Source organism: uncultured Roseobacter sp. (assembly GCF_947499265.1).
Lineage (GTDB): Bacteria > Pseudomonadota > Alphaproteobacteria > Rhodobacterales > Rhodobacteraceae > Roseobacter.
Window position 1 is genome coordinate 572512 of record NZ_CANMNK010000004.1, and the last position, 26826, is coordinate 599337.

At 58.5% G+C, this 26826-nt stretch carries 28 protein-coding genes; 5 read left to right on the top strand and 23 right to left on the bottom strand.

The genetic code is table 11. The features are described from left to right. Positions 1-135 precede the first annotated feature (135 nt). Positions 136-963, bottom strand: a complete 828-nt coding sequence (locus tag Q1A63_RS13870) for a LysR family transcriptional regulator (RefSeq protein WP_298972545.1) — start codon at positions 961-963, stop codon at positions 136-138. A gap of 84 nt (positions 964-1047) precedes the next feature. Between Q1A63_RS13870 and Q1A63_RS13875 the strand changes: the two genes are divergently transcribed. Continuing rightward, positions 1048-2040 carry an aldo/keto reductase gene (locus Q1A63_RS13875; RefSeq protein ID WP_298972546.1) on the top strand — a complete coding sequence of 331 codons (993 nt, stop codon included), beginning with the start codon at positions 1048-1050 and terminating at the stop codon, positions 2038-2040. 74 nt (positions 2041-2114) lie between these two features. Here Q1A63_RS13875 and Q1A63_RS13880 read toward each other — a convergent pair whose 3' ends face one another. From Q1A63_RS13880 to Q1A63_RS13915, 8 genes are all read right to left on the bottom strand, one after another. After that, positions 2115-2954: a sulfotransferase gene (locus Q1A63_RS13880; RefSeq protein ID WP_298972547.1), complete on the bottom strand. Its 840-nt coding sequence runs from the start codon at positions 2952-2954 to the stop codon at positions 2115-2117. Then, positions 2951-3853, bottom strand: a complete 903-nt coding sequence (locus Q1A63_RS13885) for a hypothetical protein (protein ID WP_298972548.1) — start codon at positions 3851-3853, stop codon at positions 2951-2953. Before Q1A63_RS13885 ends, Q1A63_RS13880 begins: the two co-directional genes overlap by 4 nt. Before the next feature lie 17 nt (positions 3854-3870). Beyond that, on the bottom strand, positions 3871-5286 hold the full coding sequence (locus tag Q1A63_RS13890) for a sulfotransferase family 2 domain-containing protein (protein WP_298972549.1): 1416 nt from the start codon (positions 5284-5286) through the stop codon (positions 3871-3873). Positions 5287-5485: 199 nt separating this feature from the next. Continuing rightward, a complete protein-coding gene (locus Q1A63_RS13895; RefSeq protein WP_298972550.1) occupies positions 5486-6781 on the bottom strand; it encodes a TRAP transporter large permease in 1296 nt (431 codons plus the stop codon). Then, the gene (locus tag Q1A63_RS13900; RefSeq protein ID WP_298972552.1) at positions 6778-7341 is read right to left on the bottom strand and encodes a TRAP transporter small permease subunit; all 564 of its coding nucleotides are present in this window, start codon (positions 7339-7341) and stop codon (positions 6778-6780) included. Before Q1A63_RS13900 ends, Q1A63_RS13895 begins: the two co-directional genes overlap by 4 nt. Positions 7342-7430: 89 nt before the next feature. Then, on the bottom strand, positions 7431-8420 hold the full coding sequence (gene dctP, locus Q1A63_RS13905) for a TRAP transporter substrate-binding protein DctP (protein WP_298972635.1): 990 nt from the start codon (positions 8418-8420) through the stop codon (positions 7431-7433). A gap of 66 nt (positions 8421-8486) precedes the next feature. Further along, positions 8487-9158, bottom strand: a complete 672-nt coding sequence (locus tag Q1A63_RS13910) for a GntR family transcriptional regulator (protein WP_298972555.1) — start codon at positions 9156-9158, stop codon at positions 8487-8489. Further along, positions 9155-10045, bottom strand: coding sequence for a dihydrodipicolinate synthase family protein (locus Q1A63_RS13915; protein WP_366524361.1), 891 nt, complete (start codon positions 10043-10045; stop codon positions 9155-9157). The genes Q1A63_RS13910 and Q1A63_RS13915 overlap by 4 nt, the downstream gene beginning before the upstream one ends. A 112-nt stretch (positions 10046-10157) precedes the next feature. Here Q1A63_RS13915 and Q1A63_RS13920 point away from each other — a divergent pair, with 112 nt between their 5' ends. Beyond that, a complete protein-coding gene (locus Q1A63_RS13920; RefSeq protein WP_299632096.1) occupies positions 10158-11036 on the top strand; it encodes a PfkB family carbohydrate kinase in 879 nt (292 codons plus the stop codon). A gap of 78 nt (positions 11037-11114) precedes the next feature. On the opposite strand, the gene Q1A63_RS13925 is transcribed toward Q1A63_RS13920, so the two are convergent. The 6 genes from Q1A63_RS13925 to Q1A63_RS13950 form a co-directional block, all read right to left on the bottom strand. Then, positions 11115-12890, bottom strand: coding sequence for a TRAP transporter fused permease subunit (locus Q1A63_RS13925; RefSeq protein WP_298972560.1), 1776 nt, complete (start codon positions 12888-12890; stop codon positions 11115-11117). Positions 12891-12941: 51 nt separating this feature from the next. Further along, positions 12942-13898, bottom strand: a complete 957-nt coding sequence (locus Q1A63_RS13930; protein ID WP_298972562.1) for a TAXI family TRAP transporter solute-binding subunit — start codon at positions 13896-13898, stop codon at positions 12942-12944. Positions 13899-14066: 168 nt separating this feature from the next. Continuing rightward, positions 14067-14516, bottom strand: coding sequence for a cupin domain-containing protein (locus Q1A63_RS13935; RefSeq protein ID WP_298972564.1), 450 nt, complete (start codon positions 14514-14516; stop codon positions 14067-14069). Between the two features lie 22 nt (positions 14517-14538). Further along, positions 14539-15165 carry a hypothetical protein gene (locus Q1A63_RS13940; protein ID WP_298972565.1) on the bottom strand — a complete coding sequence of 209 codons (627 nt, stop codon included), beginning with the start codon at positions 15163-15165 and terminating at the stop codon, positions 14539-14541. 42 nt (positions 15166-15207) lie between these two features. Further along, positions 15208-16695: an NAD(P)/FAD-dependent oxidoreductase gene (locus Q1A63_RS13945; protein WP_299632097.1), complete on the bottom strand. Its 1488-nt coding sequence runs from the start codon at positions 16693-16695 to the stop codon at positions 15208-15210. Positions 16696-16711: 16 nt separating this feature from the next. Beyond that, positions 16712-17152 (bottom strand): cupin domain-containing protein, encoded by a 441-nt coding sequence (locus Q1A63_RS13950; protein WP_298972570.1) that lies wholly within the window; start codon positions 17150-17152, stop codon positions 16712-16714. Positions 17153-17305: 153 nt separating this feature from the next. Here Q1A63_RS13950 and Q1A63_RS13955 point away from each other — a divergent pair, with 153 nt between their 5' ends. Then, positions 17306-18298 (top strand): AraC family transcriptional regulator, encoded by a 993-nt coding sequence (locus tag Q1A63_RS13955; protein WP_298972573.1) that lies wholly within the window; start codon positions 17306-17308, stop codon positions 18296-18298. Positions 18299-18624: 326 nt separating this feature from the next. Beyond that, a complete protein-coding gene (locus tag Q1A63_RS13960) occupies positions 18625-19305 on the top strand; it encodes an SGNH/GDSL hydrolase family protein (protein WP_298972575.1) in 681 nt (226 codons plus the stop codon). 9 nt (positions 19306-19314) lie between these two features. Here Q1A63_RS13960 and Q1A63_RS13965 read toward each other — a convergent pair whose 3' ends face one another. Genes Q1A63_RS13965 through Q1A63_RS25675 form a run of 8 tightly spaced genes read right to left on the bottom strand, consistent with a single transcriptional unit; the run spans position 19315 to position 25607 of the window. Next, complete coding sequence (locus tag Q1A63_RS13965) at positions 19315-20418, bottom strand: alpha-hydroxy acid oxidase (protein ID WP_298972578.1); 1104 nt, start codon at positions 20416-20418, stop codon at positions 19315-19317. A gap of 4 nt (positions 20419-20422) precedes the next feature. Next, positions 20423-20977: a sulfopyruvate decarboxylase subunit beta gene (gene comE / locus Q1A63_RS13970; RefSeq protein WP_298972580.1), complete on the bottom strand. Its 555-nt coding sequence runs from the start codon at positions 20975-20977 to the stop codon at positions 20423-20425. After that, positions 20974-21480: a sulfopyruvate decarboxylase subunit alpha gene (gene comD / locus Q1A63_RS13975; protein WP_298972582.1), complete on the bottom strand. Its 507-nt coding sequence runs from the start codon at positions 21478-21480 to the stop codon at positions 20974-20976. The genes comE and comD overlap by 4 nt, the downstream gene beginning before the upstream one ends. 53 nt (positions 21481-21533) lie before the next feature. Next, positions 21534-21938 carry a universal stress protein gene (locus Q1A63_RS13980; protein ID WP_298972584.1) on the bottom strand — a complete coding sequence of 135 codons (405 nt, stop codon included), beginning with the start codon at positions 21936-21938 and terminating at the stop codon, positions 21534-21536. Between the two features lie 41 nt (positions 21939-21979). Next, positions 21980-22996, bottom strand: a complete 1017-nt coding sequence (locus Q1A63_RS13985; protein WP_298972586.1) for an alcohol dehydrogenase catalytic domain-containing protein — start codon at positions 22994-22996, stop codon at positions 21980-21982. Further along, positions 22993-23745 carry an SDR family oxidoreductase gene (locus Q1A63_RS13990; RefSeq protein ID WP_298972588.1) on the bottom strand — a complete coding sequence of 251 codons (753 nt, stop codon included), beginning with the start codon at positions 23743-23745 and terminating at the stop codon, positions 22993-22995. Before Q1A63_RS13990 ends, Q1A63_RS13985 begins: the two co-directional genes overlap by 4 nt. 6 nt (positions 23746-23751) lie before the next feature. Continuing rightward, on the bottom strand, positions 23752-25059 hold the full coding sequence (gene hisD, locus Q1A63_RS13995; protein WP_298972590.1) for a histidinol dehydrogenase: 1308 nt from the start codon (positions 25057-25059) through the stop codon (positions 23752-23754). An 11-nt stretch (positions 25060-25070) separates the two neighbouring features. Next, complete coding sequence (locus Q1A63_RS25675; RefSeq protein WP_366524359.1) at positions 25071-25607, bottom strand: TRAP transporter large permease subunit; 537 nt, start codon at positions 25605-25607, stop codon at positions 25071-25073. A gap of 35 nt (positions 25608-25642) precedes the next feature. Between Q1A63_RS25675 and Q1A63_RS14005 the strand changes: the two genes are divergently transcribed. Continuing rightward, positions 25643-26662, top strand: a complete 1020-nt coding sequence (locus Q1A63_RS14005) for a LacI family DNA-binding transcriptional regulator (RefSeq protein ID WP_298972593.1) — start codon at positions 25643-25645, stop codon at positions 26660-26662. The last annotated feature ends 164 nt before the right edge of the window (positions 26663-26826 follow it).

Sequence of the window (26826 nt, forward strand, 5' to 3'; positions counted from 1 at the left end):
AAGTTTATGAAGTGAGAACAATATCGGATCACTTGAATGAAATGGAGCGCAAATGCGCCACATATCGCAATCCGGCTGGGTACATGGACCACCGCGAAAAGAATCGATCAAACACCGCCTGCCCGGGAAATCTGCTCAGCCGTCCGCGCAGTTTTCCTTCAACACCTTATAGGTTCGATCAATTACGGCGCGTACTTCCGGCAGAAACCTGTCTTCGTGATGGGTCACAAGCCATTGTTCGTGATCAAGCTCCTCAATCGGCGGCGTCAGCGGTTTCAGCGCATCATAGCGTCTGCCAATGAATGTGGGCAGAAGTGCGCGCGTTTCTCCCTTGAGCGTCAGGTCCAATGCGTTGCGCGGATTGGTCACCTCTATGGCAGGGCTGCCAGCACTTTGGTCCTTGAGCCACTGCGCGGAGGGCGTGCGCCCGATCACCCGCGCCCAGGGCAGCACACTGGCCTCTTTGGCATAGACGGCGAACCGGATGCGACCAACCCGCCGACCCGCCAACCCCAATCCTTCCGGGCGCCTGTTGCGCACGCCGATCACGACCTCGCGTCTGGCAATATCGAGCATATCGTCCGCCGCGACGAAACGCAGCTGAACCCGGGTTTGCCCGACAAGATTGGCCGCAGCATCACAAAGCACATGTGTCACCCAGGTGCCTGCGGATACCTTAACGATTGGTATGCTATGCCCAGATGCCTGTTCGACAATCGGCTGTATCCGGGTTTCAAGCGCTGTGGCTTGGACCAGCAGTTGTTGCCCTTCTTCGGTCAAGGTGTAGCCTCTGGCATGACGCTGAAAGAGCTCCGTCCCCAACTGCCGCTCCAGGGTAAGTATCCTGCGGCCGAGTGTTGGCGCACTCTTCCCGGTTGCGACCGTCGCTGCCGCAAGACCGCCGCCGCGGGCCACGGCGAGGAAAAGGCGTAAATCGTCCCAATCGAAATTCGTTTCATTCATGAAACGATCATTGCAATAGATTTCATGGATGTGAAGGGGCGGTAGGTGCAGGCTGCGGGAGAACACGAGCGCAGGAGATAGCATATGAATTTTCTTGATCAGGAGATCGCCCCTTTGGGAATGGGCTGTTGGCCCATTGGCGGAGCCATGTTTACGGGTGATCAGCCGCTGGGCTACGCAAATTCCGACGATGCGGAATCCATACGAACGATTCACGCCGCTTTGGACGCGGGCATTACGCTTTTTGACACTGCGGCTGCCTATGGTGCAGGGCATGCGGAGCGGCTGCTGGCCCGCGCGCTCAAAGACCGCCCTGATGCAATGTTGGTCACAAAGATCGGGATCACGATTGATGAAACCAGCAAGCAATTGTCCTTTGAGGACGCTGAGCCGGAAACGGTGCTGCCTGCGATCGATGCCTGCTTGTCGCGCCTGCAACGGGATCGCATTGATCTGATGCTCTTGCACCAAAATGGACTGGCCGTTGACCGGGCAGAAGCTGTCTTTGACGAGATGGAAAAAGCCCGCGCTGCGGGCAAGATCCGATCATACGGGTGGAGTACTGATTTTGCGGAAAGCGCATCTGCGCTCGCCAAACGGAAACATTTCACCGCGGTGCAGCACGCGATGAACGTCTTTGTGGATGCGCCGGACATGCAGCAAGTGGCAGACCGTCATGATCTGACGGCCTTGATCCGCTCCCCTCTGGCCATGGGGCTTTTGTCAGGAAAGTATGGCAAAAACGATGCGGTATCCGCGGATGACATCCGGGCGACGGACAATCTTATGATCAGGTATTTTGAGGGCGCAAAGGCCAATCCCGCGTTCCTGACCCAGCTCGAAAAGGTGCGCGAATTGCTCATGAGCGATGGCCGCAGCCTGGTGCAGGGGGCGATTTGCTGGCTGTGGGCCAAAAACGATCGGAATGTTCCCATTCCCGGCGCACGGACGGTGGAACAGATCACCGGTATCGCGGGGGCGCTGGCCTTTGGCCCGTTGCCCGAGCTAGTGATGGCGGAGATTGAACAGGCAATAGAGCGCGATCAGATTGACACCAACGCAGAGGGCGAACGTTAGATCATCACTGCCATGGCGGCTCTCTGCGCCGCGTCGCGCAGGTCACGGACTGGCTGGCCGAAGTGTCAATCCACTCAAGAAGACGCCTCAAAGAATTCGGCACCAAACCTGTCCTGCAGGAACTGATCTTGTTCGGCAGTGGCGTTTTGCAACTGCTCGATCACAAAATCCGGAATGATCAAAGGTGCCGTTTGATGCACTTGCTGATGCGCGGTTTTGTAGTCTTGCGATGGCAGACCGCAATGGCTCTCGATTTGCCGCAAAACGCCAAGCGGGTCTTTCCTGATCCTGCCAAACGGCAGATACAGCAACTGATCGGGCGCAAACCGAGCGTCCCAGCGGGTGACGTTTGCCTTGTAGTCCCCGCGTGTTTTCAGTGCGGGCATCTCCAGCAATTCGTTCCAGTCGGTCTGACTGGTTGGGGGGACCTTCTTGCGCTGTGCTGCCATACGCAGCTGTGACGTCAACCGGTCCAGCGGGTTTCTGATGATGTAGATCAGTTTCGCTTCAGGCAGGAAGCGTTTGAAAAAATCGACCCCCGCGTCTGGAATACAGGAGTATTCAGGCGTCACGTCCAGACACATCTGATCCGGCGCGGCGCGTGAAAACACGAACTTGTACCACGTTCCGTTCAGAATGGGGCGTTCCTCCAAACGGCTCAGATAGTTGAGATAGTCCTCATTGGGCGGTACCGTTTTGGCAAGGTGACGTGCACGTGCTTCTTTTAAACCCTTTTTGACGTGCCACGGTGTCCAGCGGCGACATTCCTGCACGAATTTATGGTCAAAGAAATGCAGCTCCTTGAACGGAGGTACCCAGATGTCGGACCGCGCCGACAGCGTTACATGCAGCCACGAGGTGCCGGCCTTTTGCGCACCGATGCAGACGATCTCCGGCTTGCGTCCGGCGTTCATTGTGCCTCCCAATTCAGATCGCGTGCCAGAACCACATTTTCCAGGGAGCGCAGCGCGACCATATCCGCGTCATACTTCTCTTTGGAATGTTGAACCTGATCAGGTTTCCAGGCACTGGCGATCACCTTTCTCAGGATAGCGTCCTGAGTGCCGAACTCCTGAAAAAACGCGCTGGTCCTGTCTGCCCATTCCGTGATGGAGTCGGGCGCTTTGGATTTCATGGATTTGAGATAGGGCCGTCGCCCCGCGTCGGCCAAGCAGGAGGCTGGATACTTCCCGATGTTTTGAAAGAGATGTGTTTCTGGATGTCCCGTGATCAGGCTAACCACTGGCGCCCAGTTTTGCGGTAGCGTGTCCGCATCCAATATCACAAGCAACGCCTCTGGCCATGCTTTCTGAAGTCGCCAGATAAAATGTGTCCAGGAAAAGTCGATTTGATCGGGATAAGACGTGACAAGTTCACCAAATAGTTCGTTGTTTTGCAATTCGACTTCAAGAAATGCGGTATAATGCCGGATACAAAGAAACAGCGCGATTTCCTGTCCGAGCGTCAATTGCCGCAGCAGCGCAATCTTGGTCTCCATGCTCGGATAGAAGAAGCCGTCCATCAAAGCGTTTTTACGGCTTCCGATAAAGGCATCGTAGTTGTAGATCACGCGTTCGGTTTCATCATATTCGAGAACCGTATCAACATAGGATTGATAGGCTGCCGGCGTGGCCAGTTCATGGGCGGGACTTTTCAAAATGCTGCTCAGCACCTCGCGATGCATCTTTGCCGCCGGAAATTCAGCACCCACCTCCAAAAGCCGATCGGGGTTCCGCGCCAGCAGCCTTTGTAAGGGAAGCGACAGTGGTGTATGGGGCCCGAGAATAAAACTGTGACTGTAGGCGCCTACCATTTATTTGCGCGCGTCCATCAGAGTTTCCTTCTCATCATGCGGTGCATTCTCTTTTTGGTGTCCTCTTCCAGCAAGGGTACCTGAGGTTTGCCAAAAATCCGGGCGAACCTTCTATAAACGGTTGGCCCTCTCCTGAGCCGTTCAATCACTTCCGTCAAGACTTTCCCTGCGGTTGGTGACAGGTCGGCGACGTGGCCGGATCGCTCAAACATGTTTTCGATCATATCGCCTTTTTCTGTCCAAAACGTGCGCATTCCGTCGAAAAGCGCCCCACCTGACGCCACCCGTTTCTTCGGGGGCCATGGCCGTTCGGGATAGTAGACGGTGAGCTCGCTTTCGTGCAGTTTAGTGGTGTTGGCCAGGATGCTCGCATTCAGCCCGACTGCGCGCTCGGTGTCCGTGCGCCCGTAATCTGCAATGGTGTCGGATACCGACACAAGCCAGCGGAGCGAAAGCTCAGATTGGATCGCGGCAAATTGTTCATCCAGAATGCGCCAAAAGAGCGTCACCGCGTTCTTGCATTCAGGGTCTCTGCGCAGGACGACGATGGTACAGGCAAGCAGATGGGATAGTCGCGACGCGCCGCAGAACTCTGGTTGAAGCTGGCGGAAATGCTCCATGAATTCGCTGGATCTGCCAGCCCAGCTTTCGCTTGGTTTGCCGGGAATGATCTCATCGACAAAGGGTTCCAGCGCGCAGTCCTCACTGGGCAGAGCCTCCTGAGGCGCATCTAAAAAAACCTTGCGATCAGAAAAATATGTAGGCCAAAGTCCAAAAACCGATGGCTCGGATGTGCTGGGTTCAGCAAAACTGTTGCCTAAAGGCTGGTCTACTTTTTGTGCACCTTCCGGCGCGTACCCCAGTTCTTGATAGTCATTTCGGAAAATCTCTTGAAACCGATCCTCATCTGCCGCGGTCCATACCTCTTCTGAGCTCTCATGCCTCAACGATTCACGTAGTTTAGGCAGCTCTGCCGACGTTTCCAGCTGTGCGCATAAGCGCGCAAAATCACTCTCCAGATCTTCGAACCGCAACACGAAATTGGCCGCCGAAAGGCAATGGAATGGATGCGTTTGGGGCAGCATATGGTGTTTAAGGTTCCAGGGCAGGCACCTTTGACTGCGGTCATATCCAATCCAGGGGTCTTCGATGACATCCAGCGCCGTCGTTATCGTCAGATCGGGCCAGCGCGGTTGAGCATAGTAATCCCCTTCGAGCATGTTGCCGTATTTGAACATGCGAAACGCAGAGAGAAAGCGTTCTCTTGGGTCGCGGATGATGGTGAACCGGAAGAGACCATCATACCGGTCGGGAATGTGGCCAAAGTACCGTTGTACAATGCCGCCATTCAAAGCTTTTCGCACAGAGGTACCGCCGGTTTTGGGGATGTGGATAAAAACGACGTCAGGGTTTCGCAGGATAAAGTTCGTCATCGCGCCCTTGTTTTCTGTGGATGGCAAGAATGGTCAACGTGCTGCTATTTTGCTGCTCCAAGGCTCCGCAGACAATGCCCGAAACACACCGGTGGAACCATAGTGTCATTGAAAACACCCTCAGGTTTTCCGGAATGAGTGTTCATTTGCCTCAGTGCACCCGGCTAGCCATCGCCGTCGCGATGGTCTGCCCCACTGTTTAACCTGCGTAGCCGAATTGCCGCGGCAGCCAGAGCACCAGGTCGGGCCAGATCACCAGGCTCATCAGCGCGAGAAGCAGGGCGATCAGAAAGGGCCAGATTTCGCGGATGATTTCGGACAGCGGGATGCGTGTGACCGCGTTCAGCACAAAGAGCAGAATGCCATAGGGCGGGGTGATCAAGCCGATCATGCAATTGACCACGGCGACAACACCGAAATGCACAAGATCGATGCCCAGCTCCCGACAGGTCGGCAAGAAGAGCGGAATGATGACCAGGATGATGGTTGTGGCATCCAGCACACAGCCCAGCAGCAGCAGGAGGAGGTTCACCCCCAGCAGAAACAGCAGCGGGTCGATGTCGAGCCCGACCAATCGTGCCGCCAGCAGGCTGGGGATGTTTTCCGAGGCCACAACGAAATTGAGGATCAGCGCGCCGCCGATGACCAAACCCACGGCCGCCGAGGACCGCGCGCTTTCCACCAGGATACCATAGAGGGCGTGAAAGCTGAGCGCACGGTAGAAGAGCGCCGCCAGCAGCAGGGCATAGAAAGCGGCCACGGCGGCGGCTTCGGTGGGTGTCGTGACCCCACCGTAGATGCCGTAGAGCAGAATGGCGGGCATCAGCAGGGCGGGGAAGGCGTTTACCGTGCGTCCGGGCAGTTGCGAAAGGGGTACAGGCTCTTCCAGCGCAAACCCGCGCCGGTGCGACAGGAAAGTGTTCATCGCCATCAGCACCAGCCCCATCATCAGCCCCGGGATGATGCCGCCCAGAAACAGATAACCGATGGAGGAGTTCGAAACCAGCGCATAGAGCACCATGGGGATCGAGGGCGGAATAATGGGGCCGATGGTGGCGGAGGCGGCGGTCATGGCGGCGGCATAGCCACGGGTGTAATGGCCGCTCTTGGTCATCATCCCGATGATGATCTTGCCAATCCCTGCAGCATCCGCCACCGCCGATCCCGACATGCCTGAAAAGATCAGGGAGGCCACCACATTGACATGCCCAAGCCCGCCGCGGAACCGTCCGACCAGCGCGACACAGAACCCCAGCAATCGGTCGCTGATGGTGCCCGCATTCATGATGTTGGCAGCCACAATGAAGAGCGGTACCGCTAGCAGGATGAAGCTCTGATAAAGCCCGTCCATCAGGACTTTGCCGGCAATGCCAATGCCTTGGCCGGAAATGGTGAGGTACCCCAGAGAGGCGATCAGAATGGCATAGGCAATGGGCGCGCCGATCCCGGCCAGAAAGAACAGCAAGCCGATGCAGACGAGGAATTCGGCACTCATCTATCGGCATCTCCGACGGCGTCAGCCTCGATGTCTGCAACGCCGTATCGGATCGCACGATACACCGACCACCCGTAGCGCAGGGAAACGGCGATCAGAAAGAAGATGTAAATCGCATAGATGTCGCGCATCCGGATCCAGTCGCCGAAGACGCTGGAGAGGGTCGCGGTCTTCTTAAGGCGCAGAATGTAGAATTTTGACCAGGTGGGTTCGATGGAGGCCACCAGCCCGATAGAAATTGCCAGCCCGGAAATGATGATGAACCAGCGTCGCACAGCGGGTCGGACCGAAAGGAACAGGATATCAAACGTCACGTGATCGCGTTCGCGCACCACAAAGGCGTTGCCCCAGAAGATCAGCCAGACCCAGAGCAGCAGGCAAAACTCCAGCGTCCAGCCGTAAAGTGACGGATCCAGAAACGGAAACTGGGCTGGCAGCCATGCCAGACGGGCGGAATAGCGTACGGTAATCTGCACGATGAACGTCAGAAACATAAGCGCCATCATCAAGGCGGCCACGGCCTGCGCAAAGTGACTGAGGGCGGATGTGATGGGTTTCATGGATGTTTCCGCGCGGGCCTGTGATCTTCAGCGGATGTCGAGCAGATCACAGGGCGAAGGGCGCAAAACGCGCCCTCCACCCTGCCTGATCAGTTGCCAAGGGCGTTGATCTTGTCCAGCACACCGTCGGGCCAGCTCGCGGCGAGCTCGGATCCCGCGTATTGCCCCTGCACATGCTCACGGAAGGCTTTGAGATCCGGTTCATAGACCGAAAGCCCCTGTTCTTTCAGGAAGGACACCAGATTGGCTTCCTTCTCCAACTGCTTCATCCGTCCGCTTTCTGCAGCCGCTTCGGCGGCCGCCTGAACCGTTGCCTGTTGTTCAGGTGTGAGACCGTCCCAGACCGATTTGGAAAAGGCCACATAGTTCAGATCGACCAAATGCGAGGTCAGGGCGATCTGGTTGGTGACCTCGTAGAATTTGGCATCCACAACGGTGGGCAGGGGGTTGTCCTGTCCGTCAACCGATCCGGTCTGCAGCGCGGTGTAGACCTCGGTAAACGACATCGGTGTCGGGTTTGCCCCGAGAGCCTTACCCAGAAACTGCCAGGCATCCGTGCCGGGCATCCGCAGGTTCACCCCGGCCAGATCGGCGGGGGTCATGACCGTCAGCTCATCCTTGGTCTGGCGCAGGTTCACATGACGGCGGCCCAGATACATGACCGCCAGCAGCTTCACGCCCAACTCATCCTCGGCCTTTTGCTTGAACGGCTCCATCAGCGGATCGTTGAACACGGCCACCTGATGCGCCGCATCCTGATGCACATATCCAGTGGCGAAGATCGAGAATTCGGGGAAGAACTGCGCCAGCTCCTGCGCCGAGGCAATCGACATTTCCAGATCGCCGGACGCAATCGCCTCCAATTCCGAGGATTGTGCGATCAGTGATCCGTTATAATGCGGCTCATAGGTCGCGAACTCAGCAACGGCAGGCGCGAAAACTTCGGCCAGCGCGACGGACCGCTGATCGGTTTCGGATGCCGGCGTGGACATGCGTAGCGTGATCTGATCAGCCGCGTAGGCGGGCAATGCCAGTGTCGCGGCGGTGAGCGCCATCAGGGTGCGCCGTGTCAAATTCATCATGTTAAAGTCTCCTCCGTTTTGAATGCGGTTTTGGACCGCTTGCTTTTCCGCAAGGCTGACGCCTCATCGAAAGTCTTCCTGTAATCCCAAGGCGCGCCGACGGGCGCTTTCAATATGTGTGTGGATGGCCGCCACCGCCGCGGGGACATCACGGGCGCTCAGCGCGGCGCAAATGGCCAGATGCTCGTCCAGAACCGGCACCACCAATTCCGGCAGCATCCGCGTGTCGGAATTGCGAATAAGCCTGATTTTTATGGCGTTCACCCGGTGAATGTCCGAGATGATCGGATTGCCCATCGCGTCGATGATCCGGTCGTGAAAGGCCCAGTCGATTTGCTGGGCGCGCTGCAATACATCCGGTGACACATGGGCGATGGCCTCTTTACGAATATCCCGGTGCTGTGCCGTCAGCCGGTCGATCTCCTCGGTTGTCGCGGCCTTGCAAAACACTGCGATGGCTTCCCCTTCGATGATGTGGCGCAGCTGGAACGCGTTGCGCACCAGGTCAAGATCAATGGACAGGACCTGAAGGCCGCGTTTGGGGACTGTTTTGATCAGCCCGTCCGCCTCCAACCGCGGGATCATCTCGCGAATGGCGCCCAGCGGCATGCCGGTGAGCGCAACCAGCTCGCGTTGCGACACGATCTGTCCGGGGCTGATGTCGCGCGCCAGCAGCTTTTGCGTGAAATTGGAGTAGGCGTGATCCCGCAGGCGCAGATCGGGCGAGGCACTCATGCGAAAACCTCTCCGGGATAGGCCGTCAGGATCTTTGTGCGGGCGGTGCCGGTCAGGGCTTGCAGGGGCGGACGGATGTATTCCCAGGCAGCGTTGCCGCTGCTCTGCGCCATCGCCAGTTTCAGGGCGGGGATGACGGGTTCGGAGACGATCAAATCCACCTCCGAAGACAGTTTTTTATCCTCTTTATGTGTGTCGAACACTGCGCGCACGCGGTCCGGGTAGAGGTTGGCCATCCCGCAGATCGAGCCCGCCGCGCCAAGAGCCGCAGCTTTGTGCAGCAATCGTTCGTCGCCGACCAGAACCGGAATATCGCCGCTGTCGATCAGTGCACGGGTGTTGTCCCAAACGCCAGAGCTGTCCTTGATCGCGATGACCTTGTCCGGGGCGTGTTGGCGCAATCGCATCACCAGATCGCGGGACAGCGGCACATGGGTGATTTGCGGTATGTGATAGAGAATGAACCTGGCACGCGGGTCGGCCCCTTCAAACAGGCGCATGTGCCAATCACGTAAAGCATCCTCTGCCACATCCTTGAAGTAGAAGGGCGGCAAAAGCAGGAAATCCGTGATCCCAAGGTCGACGCTTTGCCGGATCTGTCTGACGATATCATCTACGGCGGTGCCACAGAGACCCACGGTCATTCGGGCGCTCTCAATGCCGCTTGTGATCGCGGCGGTAATGGTGGCTGACCTTTCCTGCTCTCCGATCGAGGCCCCTTCGCCGGTGGTGCCGAAAAGGGTCACACCCTGCACCCCCTGCGCCAGCAATTCATTGGCATGCGCGCATAAAAGCGGGGTATCAATGCTGCCGTTTGCCTGAAACGGCGTCAGCAGTGCGGCTGAGATCCCAAAATGCTTGATCGTATCCCCCGTTCTTCGACATATCGTTTAGGCCGACTCGTTGGAATTGTTGCTGGCCACACGCTGACTGTCAATCTAACATGTCACAGATCAGTCTAGCACGCCCCAGGGCAAGATGACGAAGGAAGCGACCGGAATGCCGAGGATTATTTGTGCGGGGTTGATCGCGGTAGATCTGGTTTTCGAGGTCGCGCAATACCCTACGGCGGGTACCAAAAACCGCGCATCGACGGCGCATTTGATCCCCGGCGGCGGGGCCATGAACGCCGCCTCTGCGATTGCGGGTCTGGGCGCGGATGTCTGCCTTGCGGGTGCGGTTGGACGGGATGAGTTTGGCACCTTTCTGCGCAAGAAAATGGATGAACGTCAGATAGATAGCACTCATGTGCTGGTCTTGCCGGGGGTGCGCACGCCTAGCTCCACGGTGCTGCTGACACCCAATGGCGATCGGACAATCGTCAACCACCGAGACCAGGCTTTCTCCGCCTTTGACATCAATCTGCCGGAGCCTTTTGGTTTTGACGCCGCCCTTGTCGATACCCGGTGGCCGGATGGGGCATTGCGTATTCTGGAGGCGGCCCAACGGGCAGGCAAGCCGGGTGTTGTCGATGCCGAAGCCCCGGTCAAAATTGCCTCTGAGGCCCTGGGGCTGGCCACGCATATCATCTTCTCAGAACAGGGTTTGACGGATTATATCGGCGCCTGCGACGCACTGGCGCTCAAGGCAGCGGCCCTGCGTCTGGGCACCTGGTGTGCGGTGACGCGCGGTGCGTCCTCGGTCTTGTGTCACGATGGGCGCATGAAGATCGAAGCGCCTGCCGTGCCCGCCAATGTGCAAAACACGCTGGGGGCCGGGGACGTCTGGCACGGGGCTTTCACGCTGGCTCTGGCGCGGGGACGACGGGAGATTGATGCGGTCAAATGGGCGAATGCCGCAGCATCTCTCAAGGTCAGCCGACCGGTGCGGTCAGAACACTTTCCGACCGCCGCAGAAACGGATGCAGTGAAAAGGTGAGGCACTTGGATTGTACCGTTTTACAGCGCGTCAGACGCAGGCTTTCGCCCCGATTTTCCGATGGAATATTTGCAAATCCTAGTTTGCAAAGAGACCCGCGAACGTAGTTGCAGACCCCAGACCGATCAGTACCAGACGGAGCAGGGCCGATCCCTTGCCGATCAGCGCGTAAGACAGGCACGACAGGCCAAACCCCACATGCAAAAATGCGGTCAGTGCCCACAGCGGTTCCTGTCCAAGCCGGATGAGACTTGGGTTGGCGATCATGCTGAGCGGGATGATGTAGAGGCCGAGGCCGAGGGCCATGGCGGTCACTGCGACGCGCAACCAGTTTTCGCCAATCATGCCAGCCGCGATGAAGACCGCGCCGCAGACCGGCGGCGTGATCGTCGAGAGCAGCGCGAACCAGAAGACGAAGAGATGGGCTTGCAACGGCTCCAGCCCCAGTTCGATCAGCGCGGGCCCGGCCACGGAAACGCAAATGACATAGGCCGCGGTTGTGGGGACTTCCATGCCCAGGAGCAGGCAGGCGAGGGCCGTGAGCAGCAGCGCAGGCCAGAGCGTCCCGCCGGAGCCTGACAGGATGACAGAGGTGATCTTGACGCCCAAACCCGTGATGCCCAGAACGCCGATGATGATGGAGGCGCAAAGGATGATGGCCGCGATCATCGCAACCTGCTTGCCCGCTGTCAGCATGGCATCGCCCAGCCGGGCAAACCCCTGTGAGAAGTTGCTGCGGGGTGTTGCATCGAAAAACAGGGCGGCAATGGCCGCGAAAATCGCGAGGGCTGCGGCATATTGCGGGGTAAAGCCGGAGGCAAACATGGCCAGCAGCAGCACGGAGAAAGGCACCATGAAGAAAGCGGATGTGATCAGAACCGCGCGCCGCGTCGGGCGTTGATCTGCGGGCACAGCCTTGAGTTCAAACCGCTGCGCATAGGCGTTGATGCCCATCCAGACCGCAAGGAAGTATAGGATCGCTGGCAGCAGCGCGGCGAGCATGATCTGCGCGTAAGGCACCCCGGTGAGCTCCACCATGACGAAGGCGCCAGCCCCCATGAGCGGCGGCATGATCTGTCCCCCGGAAGAGGCCACAGCCTCCACTGCGGCGGCCAGCCGTTTGGGGTATCCCAGTTTGGTCATGGCAGGCAGCGTGATGGCCCCGGTGGAGGCGACATTGGCCGAGGCAGATCCGGAGATGGAGCCAAAAAGCGCTGAGGACAGAACCGACACCTTGGCCGCGCCACCCACCAGCCGTCCAGCCGCGGCGGAGGCGACATTCATGAAGCCCTGGCCTGCCTCGCCCGCGTTCAGCACCGCGCCAAAAATCACGAAGATGGCGACCACGCCAACGGAAACGCCTGTCAGGCTGCCCCAGATGCCGCCTTCGGCAACCACAAGCGTGCCCAGAAAACTGCGCAGCGGCGTGCCAGCATGGCCAAATTCGCCGGGGATGTGTTGCCCGTAGAGCCCATAGAGCAGCGCGGCCAGCGCCACCAGTGGCAGGGGCCAGCCGATCATCCGGCGCGCACCTTCCATCACGATCAGCAGCAAAACCATTGCCAGCGTGACCTGAAACCCATCCTCAAGAAAACCATATTGGTTGCGCAGCATCTGATGGTTGACGGCGATCCAGACGCACCCGGCAACCCCAATTGCCGCGATCACACTGCCGGTGAAGGTGGAAAAGCGCGTCTTTGCCCCAAAGACAAAAACCCACGGCAGGATCAGCGCCATATGCAAGGGCCGCGCCACAAGGTTCGGCACCAGACCGTAAAAGATCAAACCGATATGAAAGACGCAGGTGAGCGCGCCAAGAACGATCCAGCAGTGACGCGCCTTGAGAAATTGCATTGCCGCTCGCCTTTGGGCGCCATGCCCCTTGGGCGGGACATGGCGGGTCAGTTACATATGCGCGTCGCTTAAGGTTGCACCGACCTCTTTGTAATAGCGAATGGCACCGGGGTGGATCTGGCTGGTGATGTTGCTGAGCATATCAACCGACACACCGGCCCACCAGGCGGCGTCACCGGCCATATCAGCCTTGTTTTCCCAATAGGTTTTGGTCAGCAGATAGGCGGTATCCTCGTCCATTTTGGCCGTTGTATAGGCCACCACCGGCAGCGAGGTTGTGGTGATGTCCTGCGACTGCCCCGCGTAGGTGCCTGCCGGGATTGTCAGCCGGGTGCGTTTGGTCAGGGCGATCTGATCAGCATCAAGCGACATCACGGTCACACCCGTTGAGGCGGCGGCCTCGATGACATTCGGGGCAGGGTAGGACCCTGCGGTGACGAACCCGTCGATCTGGCCGTTTTTCAGGGCGTTCACAGCGTTGGACAGTTCGGAATCCGCCAGCGTGACTTTATCCTCCAGACCAAAGAGCCCCAGATATTTCGCCCCCTCCCGCGCGCCAAACGAACCGCTGCCCAACAGGATGGTTTTGCCTTCCATATCGGCAAAGCTTTTCACACCGCTGGCCTCGGACATGACAAAATGCATGGTCAGGGAGGGGATCGGGAAAAGCGCCCGGATCTCGCCGAAGGACGGATCGGATTTGCCCTCGAACATTGCCTTGCCGTCCTGCGCCAGTCCGATCAGTGCGGGCGGGGTGGTGAAGACGTAATCGCCCCCGCGCGCCCGAACCTCCATTACGTTCTGAACCGACCCCTGGCTTTCCTCCACAGTGACCGAAACATCGCCGCCCGTTCCGGCTTTCATGGCTTCGGCCAGTTGGACGGCCATCTGGTAATAGGAGGATCCGGCCTTGGCCGATTTGTAGGTGACCCGCGTTTCAGCGGTGGCCGCCGTGCCAATTGCAATGGCCGTGGCGGCAATCACGCTGATGGATTTCAGAAATGTCATGTCTCTTCTCCCTGCACTATGGGGGGAACATCCTCTTTCGAGCGAAAAAGCGCAAGATTTGATGCGATGGCAGATGGAGCGCGTGATTTGGGCGCAGAGCGATGAAATGCGGGCAGGGCGGATCTCCCGACCCGCATCGACAACTTGCATGCCCCTGAAGCAGCGACCTCAGTCGTTGGCCTCAGGCGGCAGGAAGTCCACGTCATGGTCAGCCGAGATTTTCACCACTTTCTCCACATCCGTGAGGTCGTGCAATTCCTCGAAAAGGTCTTTCAATTTGCCCATCGGGGACACCCAGAAGAGCGCGCGACAGGGCTTGTCCGACTTGTTGAAATACCCGTGCGGGATGCCGCGCGGCATACGCACAATGTCGCCCTCGCGGGCCTTGCTCCACACGCCGTCGAGCTTCAGGTCAAGCTCGCCTTCCTGCACCAGAATGAATTCATCCTGGCCCGGATGAATGTGTACGGGCACGAAATCGCCCGGCGCCGAATTGGTTTCAAAGGCAAAGGTGCTCTCGCATATGGCTTTGGGGTAATAGGTCTGGCCCAGGATATTCCATGTGGTTTCAGCATAGCCCACGCCGTTTTCGGTAATGCCTTTTTCAAGATCTTTCATTTTGTCCTCCTTGTTCGAAAATTCAGGCTTGCACCCGGACGCCGCGGGTATTGTCTCCCGCTGGCGCGCTTCCGTCGTTCTTCCAGTTGAAGGCGGCTTCGCGCCATTTGTCCTGATAGTCGTAATCCGTTTGCAGAGCCAGATTTAAGCGGTTGTAAGAGCCAAAGTCGCTGACCAGGTGAACCAGTTGCACGATTCCCTTGTCGGTCAGCCCAACAGCACGCAACCCATCAATGTCGGCCTCCGTGACATCCGCGCCACTGTGATTGGATTTGAGTGCAAATTCCAGGATCGTGCGCAGGCGCCCCGGATTCACCACATCGATCCCCTGCGCTGCGAGGTCGCGCACGTAATCATCCTCGGTGCCCAATCCGTAGTTCAGAATGGTGCAAAAGGCGGCGGTGCAATAGGGGCATTTGTTCGCCTTGGAGACCAGAATGCCCACGTGCTGGATTTCCGGCAAGGATAGCTCTCCCATCTGCCACAGCACTTTGGTCGATCCCAGCTTTGCCTTGAGGTATTCGGGGAAGTTCATCTCCACATTGAAATGGTTTGGCACATCGCCTTCCATCTCGGTCACCCAGGCAAAGATTTCCTGAATAATGGGGTCGTCGGTTTGATCGGTTGACCAGATTTTGACGCGGGCCATGGTATTCTCCTTTTGGGGTGTTCTCGGGTTTTGGGTGTTGGGTCAGGTCACCTCGTATTGCGGCGTGGAGGCGAGAAAACTGCCGTAGGCCGCCGCATTCGGATAGGAGAATTGCTCCGCCAGTGGGTTGGCGCGCTTTCTCCGGGTGGCGCCCATGTCTGCCAGCAACTCATCGAAATGCTTGAAATGAAAGGGCGCTGAACACAGACCGCCATAGATCCGGGCCGCCGGTCGCTCGGAGCGTTTCCAATTCAGCATCATGTCGATGTTCTCATTCATCTCCTGTGGCGTGGGCTGCCGCGCCAATTGCCCGTCCGCATAGCGCACAAGCCAATTGGCGATCATTTCCGCTGAGAGCACGGTGCAAAAACTGGAATTGAACCCGACAAACCCCATGTCCGGCAGATCGGGGTTCACGGCCAGGCGGTAGACCCGGTACTGGCCATCCGCCTCGATCAGCTTGTCCTGATACGCCTGCGGCAGATATGGCACACCGAGTTTCCAGCCCACGGCCAGGATAGCGATGTCGCAGGGCACCACATCGCCGGTGCTGAGCTTCAGACCGGCGTCCTCGTAGCTTTCAAAGGTGCCGAGGGTGGGCACGATGGTCCCCGCGTTCAAACACTCAAACAGCCCCGGCGTCACAATCGGCACAGAGCAGGACACCTCTTTCTCAATCGGGGTCTTGGGGACCATATTATGCTTTTTCAGCCCCAGTTGCAGTTTCAGCAGCGTCTCCAGCCCGCGAAAATTGGCCCAGACCAGCGGTTTGAGAGCCGCGGCAATCACCCGCTGCAGCGGGCTCTTGCCCCATTGATTGAATTGCTGTTCCTGCGCGCGCATGTAGAGCAGGTTCTTGAAATTGATTCCGCCGACGTAATAGGGCACCCGCCAGACGTTCTCCAAATACACCAGCCGGACGGATTTCGCGCCGCTGTTGACGGCATTGACTGCAATATCCGTGGCGGATTTCGACCCGCCCAGCACAACCACATCCTTGCCCGCGACCAGCCCCGGGTCGGTGTATTCGGAGGAATGCAGCACCTGACCGCCACGGGCGACAAAGGCGTCCTGACCGGGGTGGGTGATGATGTTCTTTTCCGAAAACTGGCCGGTGCAGACAGATACGAAATCAAAGTCTTCGGTCCATGTCTTGCCAGCGGCCTCGATGGTCAGCGTCCAACCGGGCTGCCCGTCCGCCCGTCGCGCCATGGTCTGGATGCGGGTGTTCAGCCGAAACAATCGGGCGATTTTATGCTTGGCGGCATAGGAATGCAGATAGGCGTGCACCTGCGGCCCCTTTGGCCATTCCGGATAGCTTTCAGGCATGGGATGATCGGTGTAGCAATAAAGATCCTTTGGCGATTGGGTTTGCACGTCCGGGTAGGACCGTGACACTTCCCAGACCCCGCCAAAATCGTGGCTGCGTTCGAACCCGAAGACGCGGTGGCCTTGTGCGTCAAATACCTTGGCTGCGGCCAAACCACTGACCCCGCCGCCGATCACGGCGACCTTTTTCCTGACGGGCATCATTTGACCTCCCCCTTCACGCGGCGTCCGGGGGCGGCAGGAAATCCACCTCATGCAAGGCCGATAATCGCACCAGTTCGCCGGGATCTGTCACGCCGTCGAGTTGGATGAAGAGGTCAAAGAGCTTGCGCGCCGGGGCGACGCCAAACACGCATTTCGCCTCCGCGCCGGAGCGGTTGAAGATACCATGCGCGACACCTTTGGGCATGCGCACGGTATCGCCCGGACCGGCAGTATGAAGATCACCGAGGAATTCGATGTCGAGCGCGCCTTCCAGAACGACAATCCATTCGTCCTGCGTCGGGTGAATATGCGGCGGCACAAATGTGTCGGCGGGCAGCGTCGCGTGCCAGACAAATGCGTCATGGCTAAGCAGCTTGGGCACATAGGTTTGCCCCACAACATTCCATTTATGTCCCTCAAGCCCCTCGGCGGCCTTGGTCACACCTTTGTCCATCACCCGAATCTCCCCGTTCTTGGATTATCCGGGTAGTTTGCGTCGAAATGCGCGATTCGATTGTCCAAAAAACGAACCTTTGTTGGGTGGAGATGCTTTAGGCTTGAAATAAATTGGCGTCTCTCTAGGCTGCTAACCTTAATGCGAGGAACCATGACAGACACCGCACAGACGGCTGGGCAGGAGTATTTGCCCAACCACCCGCTCATGCGGACCGGCGATCTGGAGGAGGCGCGCCACCGGGTGGCGCAAAAATTCTGCGATCACCGGCTGGAGGTGGCGCAGCCCCGTAACGCGTCCCTGAATGTGCATCACAACCACGCCGCAGGCCGTCATGTATCGATCAACTATCTGCAATACGGCGCGGATGTGACCATTGATCCGGGCATGTTGGGGTCGTTTTACCTTCTGCAGATTCCGCTGTCGGGGCGGGCACGGGTCCGTCACCGCGGATCGGAGGTTTGTGCCACGCGTAACACCGCAACGATCCTCAACCCGGATCGTGAAACCCACATGGATTGGCGCGCTGATTGCCGAAAGTTGATTTTGCAGATCGACAAGCGGCACTTGACGGAGGTCGCGCGCGGGCTTGTTGGCACAGCTTTGCCGGGGCCGATCCGCTTTGATGCGGAGGTCGATCTGACAAAACCGGGTGGGGCGCAGATCAAGCACATGCTCTTGTCCTGCGCCCGGGCCGTCGAACACGGGCAACTGCTTGCAAATGGCATCGGCGGCGTGGAAATGCGCGTGGAATATGACCTGGCACTTGCGCTCCTGACGCTTCAACGCAGCAACATTTCGCATATTATCGAGCGCTCAGACGGGCGGGCGATGCCAAAAGGGATCCGGGCTGCGGTGGAATTTATTCATGCCAATCTGGCCGAGCCGATCACGTTGAACGACATCGCGCAAAACGCGGGCATGAATGTGCGAACGCTGCAAAAAGGGTTCCAACGGGTTTTGGGGCAGACCCCGATGCGGGTGTTGAAAAACGCGCGATTGGATGCGGCGCATTACCAACTGACCGTTCAGCGCGACAAGCCCAGTGTTATGAGTGTCGCGTTTGCCAATGGTTTTTCCCATCTGGGTCGTTTTTCGGCCGACTACAAATCCCGCTTTGGTGTTTCGCCCAGCCAGATGAATTGATTTTCCTGAATTGGCGGTTTGGGCGTTTTGACGGGGTCTGGCGTCGGTCGGTGCATCAAGTTGAATGCTTCCATTGCTTCCATTGCTTCCATTGCTTCCATTGCTGCCATCACACTGCCGTGCGGATGTCGGTTTTGTGAACCTCACAGGTCTTCAAAGTAAAATGAAATCAAAGCCTTGCGTGTAATTTTCACCTGCCCAACGCGCGGTTTCCGAAGGAATCTGCGGCGCGTTAACGAGTTTTGAAGGGAGCTTCCTTATTTTGAGGCTTGGGGGACATTCGGACGGCTCGAATGTTTGTTGGTAACACTGTGGGTGATGTAAAAATGAGATTTTTGCTGTTTAAACTGTACGCTTTGATGTTCGTGCTGGTTGGATGTGGGGAATATGTGCCACACGATCAGTCTCCTCGCATTCTGGCGATGGGCGATTCCATGATGGCCTGGCATGCAGGCAATGATCGCGGTATTTCGGACAACATCGAGCAAATCCTGAACGAACCGGTCATTGACCGCTCCGTCGTTGGTGCACGGGTGCTCTACCACCTGCCAATTACGGGTGCGATGGGTCTCAGCATTTCCAAGCAATACGCACCTGGAAATTGGGACTGGGTCGTTCTTAACGGTGGCGGCAATGACCTTTGGCTTGGTTGTGGATGCTCACGCTGCGACAGCAAGATGAACCGCATGATCAGCGCAGACGGCAGCAGCGGTGAGATTGCCCGCATGGTCAAAAAAATGCGGCAAACCGGCGCGCAGGTGATTTATGTAGGCTATCTGCGCAGCCCAGGTGTGGGCTCGATCATCGAGCATTGCCGTGAAGAGGGAAATGAGTTGGAAAGCCGTATTTCGCGGATGGCCAAGGCGGACCCTGGCGTGCATTTTGTATCGCTGCAGGATCTCGTGCCCTACGGTGACCGGTCGTACCATTCGGGGGATCGGATTCACCCTTCTCAGAAGGCAAGCCGTGCAATTGCGATGCGTGTCGCGAACATCATCGCACGATAAGCTCAGGCGCTACAGAATTCCGTTTCGGGGCAGGGCGACTTGCCCCATCTGTGCCAGTGTCAGGCTGATCTCTTCGGTGATGAGCTGCCAATATTGTGCCAAACCCGCTTCGCCACCTGCCGCAATGGCAAATTGTAAGGCGCGCCCGAAAAATACAAAGCTGGCACCCATCGCGTAGGCTTTGACCACATCCTCGCCAGAGCGCAGACCGGTATCGTAGAACAACGGGTAATCTGCGCCCAACGCGGCGCGAATACGGGCCAAGGCAAGGATCGGTGGGGGTGCAGCATCTAACTGGCGCCCTCCGTGGCTGGACACTTGAATGGCATCGACCCCTTCGGCTTTCAAACGCTTGGCGTCTTCAACATCGGTCACGCCTTTGGCCACGAGATTGCCATCCCAACTGTCGCGTAACTGCTTGAGAAAATCCCAATCCGCCAGCGCACGGCTTTCTGTTCGGTCAAAATCAAAGCCGTCTTTCTTGAAATTCGCCAGATCCGGTGCGCCCGCCAGCAGGCTTGAAATGGACCAGCGCGGATGCAGCGCAAAGTCAACGAACTGCATCGGACCAATCCGGAATGGCATCTTGAACCCGCGGCGTAGCTCGCGCGGGCGACGTCCGACCTCGGGCACGTCCAGGGTCATGACCAGCGTGCGGTAACCCGCAGCCTTGGCGCGCTCCACCAGTTTCTTTGTGCCGCTGCCATCACCGCTGAAATAGAGCTGAAACCACGCGTGTCCGTTGGCTTCCTCTATGATCTCCTCCATGGTGGTCGACGCCACGGTCGACACGCCATGCGGGACCTGGTGTTTTGCGGCCATCCGCGCGAACATCAGATCGGCACCGGGGCCTGACAGATTGCACATGCCCATCGGGCTGATCCCGAAAGGGACGTGCCCGGCATGATCGAAGACCGGCACCGTCAAATCGCGATCTTTGACATTGACCAATACCCGTGGCTGCAATTCGATCTCGCGCAGGGCCGCCAGGTTGCGCGCTTCTGCAACGCCTTCGCCGGCGGCCCCGTCGATATAATCGAAGACCATCCATGGCAGACGCCGACGCGCGAGGCGCCGGGCGTCGCTGTAGGAATGGATGGCGCTTGCGCCCAAAACCTCAGGCCTGAACGGACTTCATGAAGCGGTCGCGGATCACAACGGGGTCCATCGTGATAACCGGCAGCTTGATATTGCCGCTCTCGCATTTGCTGACAATCACGGTCATCTTTTTACTGTCGATGGCCGCTTGCAAGGCTTTACCAGTGTCTTTCGCGTCGCAGGTCACGACATTCTCGCAGCCACAGGCTGAAGCGACATTCTCCAGCTTGGTTTTCTTGCCCGCATAGGTGGGCTGGTCTCCCGTGGATCCATAGCTACCATTGTCGATGATCAGCAGGATGTAGTTGTCGGCCACGTTATTCGCGATCGTCGGCAGGGTGCCGAGGTTGGTCAGAACGGAGCCGTCCCCGTCGATGGAAATGACGGTTTTGTCTTGTGCCAGAGCCACGCCCAGACCGATGGAGGACGACAGTCCCATGGTGCCGAGCATGTAAAAGTTCGTCGGCTGATCGTCGATCATATGCAGCTCTTGGCTGGGCAGGCCGATGTTACAGACAACCAGGTGGTCACGCAGGATTGGCGCGATGTCGCGCAGGATTTCAGAACGGATCATTGGTCGCCGTAGCCTCCCCAGAAAGACGCATCCGTAAGGATCGCCACAGGTTTGTTGCACATAAAGGTGTATTTCAGGATCGCGTCCAACTCCTCCGCATCCGACTCCTTGTGGAAGTGGTAGGTGGGGATCAGCATCTGTTGCAGCAGCGCCTTGGTGTGAACGGCCATTTCCACCTGACAGGCCACGGGTTCGCGCAGCTCCCCCCGGTAGGAAATCAGCATCGGCAACGGCATGCGGTAGAATTGGGTCAGGGTCGCCAGCGTGTTGATGGTCACGCCGATGGCGGTGTTCTGCATGATGATCGCAGGCCGCTTGCCCCCCATGAATGCCCCGGCGCAGAGCCCCATGCCCTCGTCTTCCTTGTTGGAGGGGATATGGTAAATCTCCTCGCGCGCCTCGATTTCATCGATGACGCCAGCCAGCTGTTTGCATGGCACTGTGGTGACAAATTCGATGCCATTGGCAACGAAGTCATCCACGATTCTGGTATTGATGGACACCTAGGCACTCCTTGTGGTGAAAGTATTATAATTCAGTATTTTACAGGTGGTATTTAACGCATCACATAAACTGAACATGGCGCGTGACGCACGACCCGGGATGACGTTGAGCCCAGGAAGTAGTCGCTCAGACCAGGCTTGTGGGAGCCCATGATGATGCAATCCGCATCGATTTCTGTGGCATAGTCGACGATGGCGCGACCCGGGTGCCCTTGCAGAATAACGGCATCCACATCGCCCGCTTCGGCGACTTTTTCTTCCAGCTTGGTTTTTGCGGTCTGAAAGGCGTTTTTAACAGCGTCTTCAGGCAAATAGGCATTCGCCATGCCGGGTGGGGTTTCATAAACGTGAACCGCGATGATCTCGCCGTCTTCACCGCGCAGGTGGCGCGCCATGGCCAGCGCTTCTGCGCTGATACCGTGATCCAGAGCGAGTGAAACGATGATTTTCTTGTGCATGTCAGGTCCTTTCCTGTCTGCGCGGCCCCGGCTGATCTGGCCTAGGGTCCGGCGGTCGTGTGATCCGGTGTGAGAATGATCTTGGGCGCTGCAACCAAGCCTGCCCGAATGTCCTTGAAGGCGCGGTGGCCTTCGGAAAGCGGGCGCTCTTCCACCCAATCGAGGGCCCCGAGATTGCCATCAAAGATGGCCGCTGCCGTCGCCTCGAAATCTGCGGCGGTATAGGTGTAGGTGCCGATGAAGGTGATCTCCTGCAGCGTCATGCGTCGGACATCCAATCCCCCGGTGGCTTCGCCCAGACCGATATGCGCGATCACGCCGCCCGCGCGCGCCAAAGCGCTGCAGGTTTCCCGCGTCGCGGCATAGCCCACGCCATCGATCACCATGTCGACGCTGCCATCTGCGGGCATGCCATCACCCCCCGGGGCGCAGGTGTCAAAACCGGCAACATCGGCAAGCCGTTCACGCCGCACCGCATTGGGCTCGATCACTGTGATGTCGCGCGCACCCTGTGCATAAAGCGATAAGGCGGCACCAACGCCAATGGCACCGCCACCGATGACGGCACAGCGCATGCCCGACAGATCCCCCCCCAGAACGGCACGGCCTAGCCGTACCGCGTGCCAGCCGCAGGCAATGGGTTCGGCAAGCGCGGCCTGAGACAGGGTCACGTGATCGGGCACCGTGACCAGATTGCGCACTGGCATTGCGACATAATCCGCAAAGGCCCCTTCGCGCGGCATCATCGAGATGATCTGGCGATTGGGGCAGAGGTTTTCGCGCAACGTCCTGCAGAAGTCACAGGTCTGGCAGGCCACCAGCGGGTTGATTGTCACGCGGCGCCCATCCTCAGGCCCGCCCACGATCACGCCTGCGGCCTCGTGACCAAGCGTCAGCGGGGCGGGGCGGCGAGCGTCATGTCCCAGGTAAGCATGCATATCGGAGCCGCAGATGCCGGAGGACATGATGCGCACCAGCGCCTCGCCATCCTGTGGTTCAGGCATCGGGCGGTCCATGTAGGTCAAGACCTCGACGTCGGTGTAGATCAATGCCTTCATTTGGCGGTGAAGCCTCCATCCACAAACAGGGTTTGCCCGGTCACATAGGCCGAGGCGCCAGAGCAGAAGAACATCAGCGGGCCATCCAGGTCGACAGGTTCGCCATTGCGGCCAATGCAGGTTTGATCGGCATTGCGTTGCGCCAGCACCGGATCGGCAAAAACCGGCCCCGTCAGCTCGGTGCGGAAAAACCCCGGCGCCAGTGCGTTGGCGGTAATGCCATCCCGTGACCAGGCCTCGGCCATGGCGCGCGTCATCTGCTCAACACCCCCCTTGGAAGCACCGTAGCTGATGCCGCCGGGAAAAGCACGGCGCGACTGAAGCGACGCAAAGTTGACGATCCGACCCCAACCGTTTTTCTTCATCGCGGGCACCATGGCCTGCGCCAGAAAGAACGGGGCCGCGAGGTTGAGGTTCAGCGTCACATCCCAGCCTGCATCGGTCACATCATCCGCGCTTTGACGGGTATTGATCCCCGCGGCATTGATCAGAATATCGATGGCCCCGAAGGGTTGCGCCGCGTCGCGTGCGATGTCCTGCAAGCTGTCGCGGTCGGAGAGGTCCGCCGTCAGGCTCGCCGTCTCGCCGGGCGTGTTTTCGCGCCAGGCCGCCAGGGCGTCGGCGCGCCGCGCCAGCCCGATGACGCGAGCCCCGGCCCGGGCCAGCAGGCTCGCGGCCTGCCGACCAAGGCCACTGCTGGCACCGGTCACGCAAACGGTTTTACCCGTCACATCAAAGAGCTGGTTCATGTCACGTCAATCATTGGCGGAAAGGTCAAAGTTCTCTTTCGGGAAGTATTTGTGCAGCCGCGCATCTGCTGAGCGTGCGTGACCCTCCATGCCCTCAAGACGGGAGATGCGCGCGGTGGCCTCGGCAATCGGTTTCGACCCCTCGCGCGTTGCGCGCTGCCAGGTGACGATTTTCATGTATTTATGCACCGACAGGCCACCGGTATATTTCGCCGATTGCGAGGTGGGCAGCACGTGGTTGGTGCCGGATGCCTTGTCGCCGAAGGCCACGGTGGTTTCTTCGCCGAGAAACAGTGAGCCGTAGCACTGCAGCCGCTCCAGCCACCAGGGCAGATCCGCGGCCTGCACGGTCAGGTGTTCGGGGGCATAGTCGTCTGAGCAGGCGGCCATTTCTTCGCGGTCCGCGCAAACAATGACTTCGGCATAGTCGCGCCAGGCGGCTTCGGCATTGGCGCGGTTCAGTTCCGGCAAATCTGCGATCAGCCCCGGTACGATTTCCATCACTTTTTCAGCCAGCGCGCGGCTGTCCGTCACCAACCAGACTGGCGAATTATAGCCATGCTCCGCTTGACCTACGAGGTCCGTGGCCGCGATGAAGGGATCGGCGTCCTTGTCGGCGAGGATCAGGCTGTCGGTAGGCCCCGCGATCATGTCGATGCCGACGCGGCCAAAGAGGATGCGCTTGGCCTCGGCCACGAATTGGTTGCCGGGGCCGACGAGAATATCTGCCTTGGGCAGGCCAAAGAGACCAAAGGTCATGGCCGCAACGCCCTGCACGCCGCCCATCGACAGGATATTATCCGCGCCGCAGAGATTGGCGGCGTAGATGATGGCGGGGTTGATCCCGACGCCGGGGCGAGGCGGTGAGCAGGCGGTGATATGCTGGCATCCGGCCACCTTGGCGGTGGTCACGGTCATGATGGCGCTGGCGATGTGGCTGTAGCGTCCCCCCGGCACGTAGCATCCCGCAGCGCGACAGGGGATCGCTTTTTGCCCTGCGATCAGGCCTGGAACCACTTCAAGTTCTACGTCGCTCATGGTCGATTTCTGGGTCTCGGCAAACCTGCGCACATTGTCATGGGCAAAGGCGATATCGTCTTTGAGCTTTTGCGACACCAAGACCGAGGCGGCTGCGATTTCCTCCTCGTTGAGGATAATGCTGCCTTGGTAATTATCGAATTTTTCAGCGTATTTCAGCGCGGCAGCATCGCCGCCGGCCTCAATGTCGTTGAGGATGTTTTGCACGGTTTCACGCACGTCACCGGCGTCTGTCATCGCCGTTTTGGCAGCTTTTTTGAGGTACTCACGAGCCATTGAAGAGGTTCCTATTCATAGATGTCGTCTGGAAGAAGTGGTGAAACAGTCGTTACATCGGCAATCATCAGCACAGTCAGTGATAAGAAGATTACAAACGGGACGGCCCGGCTGGCAATCTTCAGAAGCGATGTGTCTGTAAGACCAGTTATCACAACGCGGTTCAGGCCAAGCGGCGGTACGATTGTGCCCGCACCCAATCCGGTGACCTTCGTGATGCGGAACTGGAAATCGGTCATGCGGACCTCATTTGCAGAAGGTTTCAAGATCGGTCCGCAGGTCAGGCACGAATTGCACCTGGCAAAAAGCGCGCGTGCCAGAAAGCGCCCGCAGCAGCCTTTGCAAAACACCGAAAGCAAGGCAGCCGGTGTGACCAAAATTGGCAGTCTGTGTTGTGCATTGTCATTCCCTATCAGGTTTGGAAACTGACCACGGATTCGATTCAGAAAATGGGGGTCGTTAAAGTCGTGTAAGCGCTTACATTGATTCTTGCAAGCGCTTACGATCTGCGGGGATTGCCATGCGAAAACTGGCCTTAAAGAAAGCACGAGCCTTTGAGCCAAAGGGGCGATATATTTTGCAGATGAACAAGAGCACCGCTCCAACTCTCGAAGATGTCGCGCGCATGGCGGGCGTTTCCACCGCGAGTATTTCGCGGGCGCTCAACGATCCTGACAAGGTTTCAAAACCCACGCGCGAGAAGATTGAAGCGGCAATTGATGCGCTGGGCTACACACCGCATTTTGGCGGGCGGGTATTGGCGCTCAGCCGCACGAACACCGTGGGCGCGATCATCCCCAGCATGGCAAATGCGATGTTTGCCAGCGGCGTACAGGCGTTCCAGGAAGTGCTTTCGGAGGCTGGTGTCAATCTGCTGGTGGCGAGCACCGGGTATGACCCCGAACATGAGTTGCGCCAGATCAAAGCGCTGGTCGGGCATGGTGCTGATGGCTTGCTCCTGATCGGCAGCGCGCGTCCGCAGGCGACGCAGGATTTTCTGAAAAAACGCGGCGTGCCGCATGTGCTGTCGTGGTGTTTCAGGCAGGACCCGGCGCGCACTTTTGTCGGCTTTGACAACCGGCAGGCCGCCTATGATGCGACCTCGCGGATACTGGCGGAAGGGCACAGGCGTATTTCGATGATCTGTGGTCTGCGCCAAGGCAACGACCGGGCGCAGGATCGGTACGACGGTGTTCAGGCGGCAATCGCGGATTTCGGGCAGGGGGCCCAGTTATTGCAGGTGATGGAAGCAAAATACCGCATTGAATATGGTGCCGAAGCATTCGCGGAAATCATGCGCACCAACCCCGCGCCCACAGCGATCATATGCGGGAATGACGTGCTGGCCGCGGGTGCGTTGATGCGTGCGCGCGATCTGAGTGTTGATGTGCCCGGCCGCGTCTCGCTGGTGGGGTTCGATGATATCGGGCTGGCGTCCGTGGTGACGCCGCCGCTTGCGACGGTCCGTGTGCCCCAGATCGAAATGGGGCGCGTGGCGGCCCGCGTGTTGTTGGATCGCCTCAGTGGCGCGCCCGAGGTTGATAGCGTGGAACTGAACACGGAATTCATTCACCGCGGCTCTCTGGCCCCGCCTCCCGCCTGAGGTTGAGCAGTGCCTTGGCTTTTGCTTGACAACACAGCCTATGACCGTTCTCTGAGACGGGCAGAATGAACACGTGAGGAGCCATTGTTATGATGAGAACGCGAGCTGCGGTTGCGGTTGCTGCGGGGGAGCCTTTGCAGGTGATGGAGGTGAACCTTGAGGGG

Excerpts from the sequence above, each read along its gene's own strand:
- Q1A63_RS13870 (WP_298972545.1), bottom strand. The coding sequence starts at position 963 with ATGAATGAAACGAATTTCGATTGGGACGATTTACGCCTTTTCCTCGCC.
- Q1A63_RS13875 (WP_298972546.1), top strand. The coding sequence starts at position 1,048 with ATGAATTTTCTTGATCAGGAGATCGCCCCTTTGGGAATGGGCTGTTGG.
- Q1A63_RS13880 (WP_298972547.1), bottom strand. The coding sequence starts at position 2,954 with ATGAACGCCGGACGCAAGCCGGAGATCGTCTGCATCGGTGCGCAAAAG.
- Q1A63_RS13885 (WP_298972548.1), bottom strand. The coding sequence starts at position 3,853 with ATGGTAGGCGCCTACAGTCACAGTTTTATTCTCGGGCCCCATACACCA.
- Q1A63_RS13890 (WP_298972549.1), bottom strand. The coding sequence starts at position 5,286 with ATGACGAACTTTATCCTGCGAAACCCTGACGTCGTTTTTATCCACATC.
- Q1A63_RS13895 (WP_298972550.1), bottom strand. The coding sequence starts at position 6,781 with ATGAGTGCCGAATTCCTCGTCTGCATCGGCTTGCTGTTCTTTCTGGCC.
- Q1A63_RS13900 (WP_298972552.1), bottom strand. The coding sequence starts at position 7,341 with ATGAAACCCATCACATCCGCCCTCAGTCACTTTGCGCAGGCCGTGGCC.
- dctP (WP_298972635.1), bottom strand. The coding sequence starts at position 8,420 with ATGAATTTGACACGGCGCACCCTGATGGCGCTCACCGCCGCGACACTG.
- Q1A63_RS13910 (WP_298972555.1), bottom strand. The coding sequence starts at position 9,158 with ATGAGTGCCTCGCCCGATCTGCGCCTGCGGGATCACGCCTACTCCAAT.
- Q1A63_RS13920 (WP_299632096.1), top strand. The coding sequence starts at position 10,158 with ATGCCGAGGATTATTTGTGCGGGGTTGATCGCGGTAGATCTGGTTTTC.
- Q1A63_RS13925 (WP_298972560.1), bottom strand. The coding sequence starts at position 12,890 with ATGCAATTTCTCAAGGCGCGTCACTGCTGGATCGTTCTTGGCGCGCTC.
- Q1A63_RS13930 (WP_298972562.1), bottom strand. The coding sequence starts at position 13,898 with ATGACATTTCTGAAATCCATCAGCGTGATTGCCGCCACGGCCATTGCA.
- Q1A63_RS13935 (WP_298972564.1), bottom strand. The coding sequence starts at position 14,516 with ATGAAAGATCTTGAAAAAGGCATTACCGAAAACGGCGTGGGCTATGCT.
- Q1A63_RS13940 (WP_298972565.1), bottom strand. The coding sequence starts at position 15,165 with ATGGCCCGCGTCAAAATCTGGTCAACCGATCAAACCGACGACCCCATT.
- Q1A63_RS13945 (WP_299632097.1), bottom strand. The coding sequence starts at position 16,695 with ATGCCCGTCAGGAAAAAGGTCGCCGTGATCGGCGGCGGGGTCAGTGGT.
- Q1A63_RS13950 (WP_298972570.1), bottom strand. The coding sequence starts at position 17,152 with ATGGACAAAGGTGTGACCAAGGCCGCCGAGGGGCTTGAGGGACATAAA.
- Q1A63_RS13955 (WP_298972573.1), top strand. The coding sequence starts at position 17,306 with ATGACAGACACCGCACAGACGGCTGGGCAGGAGTATTTGCCCAACCAC.
- Q1A63_RS13960 (WP_298972575.1), top strand. The coding sequence starts at position 18,625 with ATGAGATTTTTGCTGTTTAAACTGTACGCTTTGATGTTCGTGCTGGTT.
- comE (WP_298972580.1), bottom strand. The coding sequence starts at position 20,977 with ATGATCCGTTCTGAAATCCTGCGCGACATCGCGCCAATCCTGCGTGAC.
- Q1A63_RS13980 (WP_298972584.1), bottom strand. The coding sequence starts at position 21,938 with ATGCACAAGAAAATCATCGTTTCACTCGCTCTGGATCACGGTATCAGC.
- Q1A63_RS13985 (WP_298972586.1), bottom strand. The coding sequence starts at position 22,996 with ATGAAGGCATTGATCTACACCGACGTCGAGGTCTTGACCTACATGGAC.
- Q1A63_RS13990 (WP_298972588.1), bottom strand. The coding sequence starts at position 23,745 with ATGAACCAGCTCTTTGATGTGACGGGTAAAACCGTTTGCGTGACCGGT.
- hisD (WP_298972590.1), bottom strand. The coding sequence starts at position 25,059 with ATGGCTCGTGAGTACCTCAAAAAAGCTGCCAAAACGGCGATGACAGAC.
- Q1A63_RS14005 (WP_298972593.1), top strand. The coding sequence starts at position 25,643 with ATGAACAAGAGCACCGCTCCAACTCTCGAAGATGTCGCGCGCATGGCG.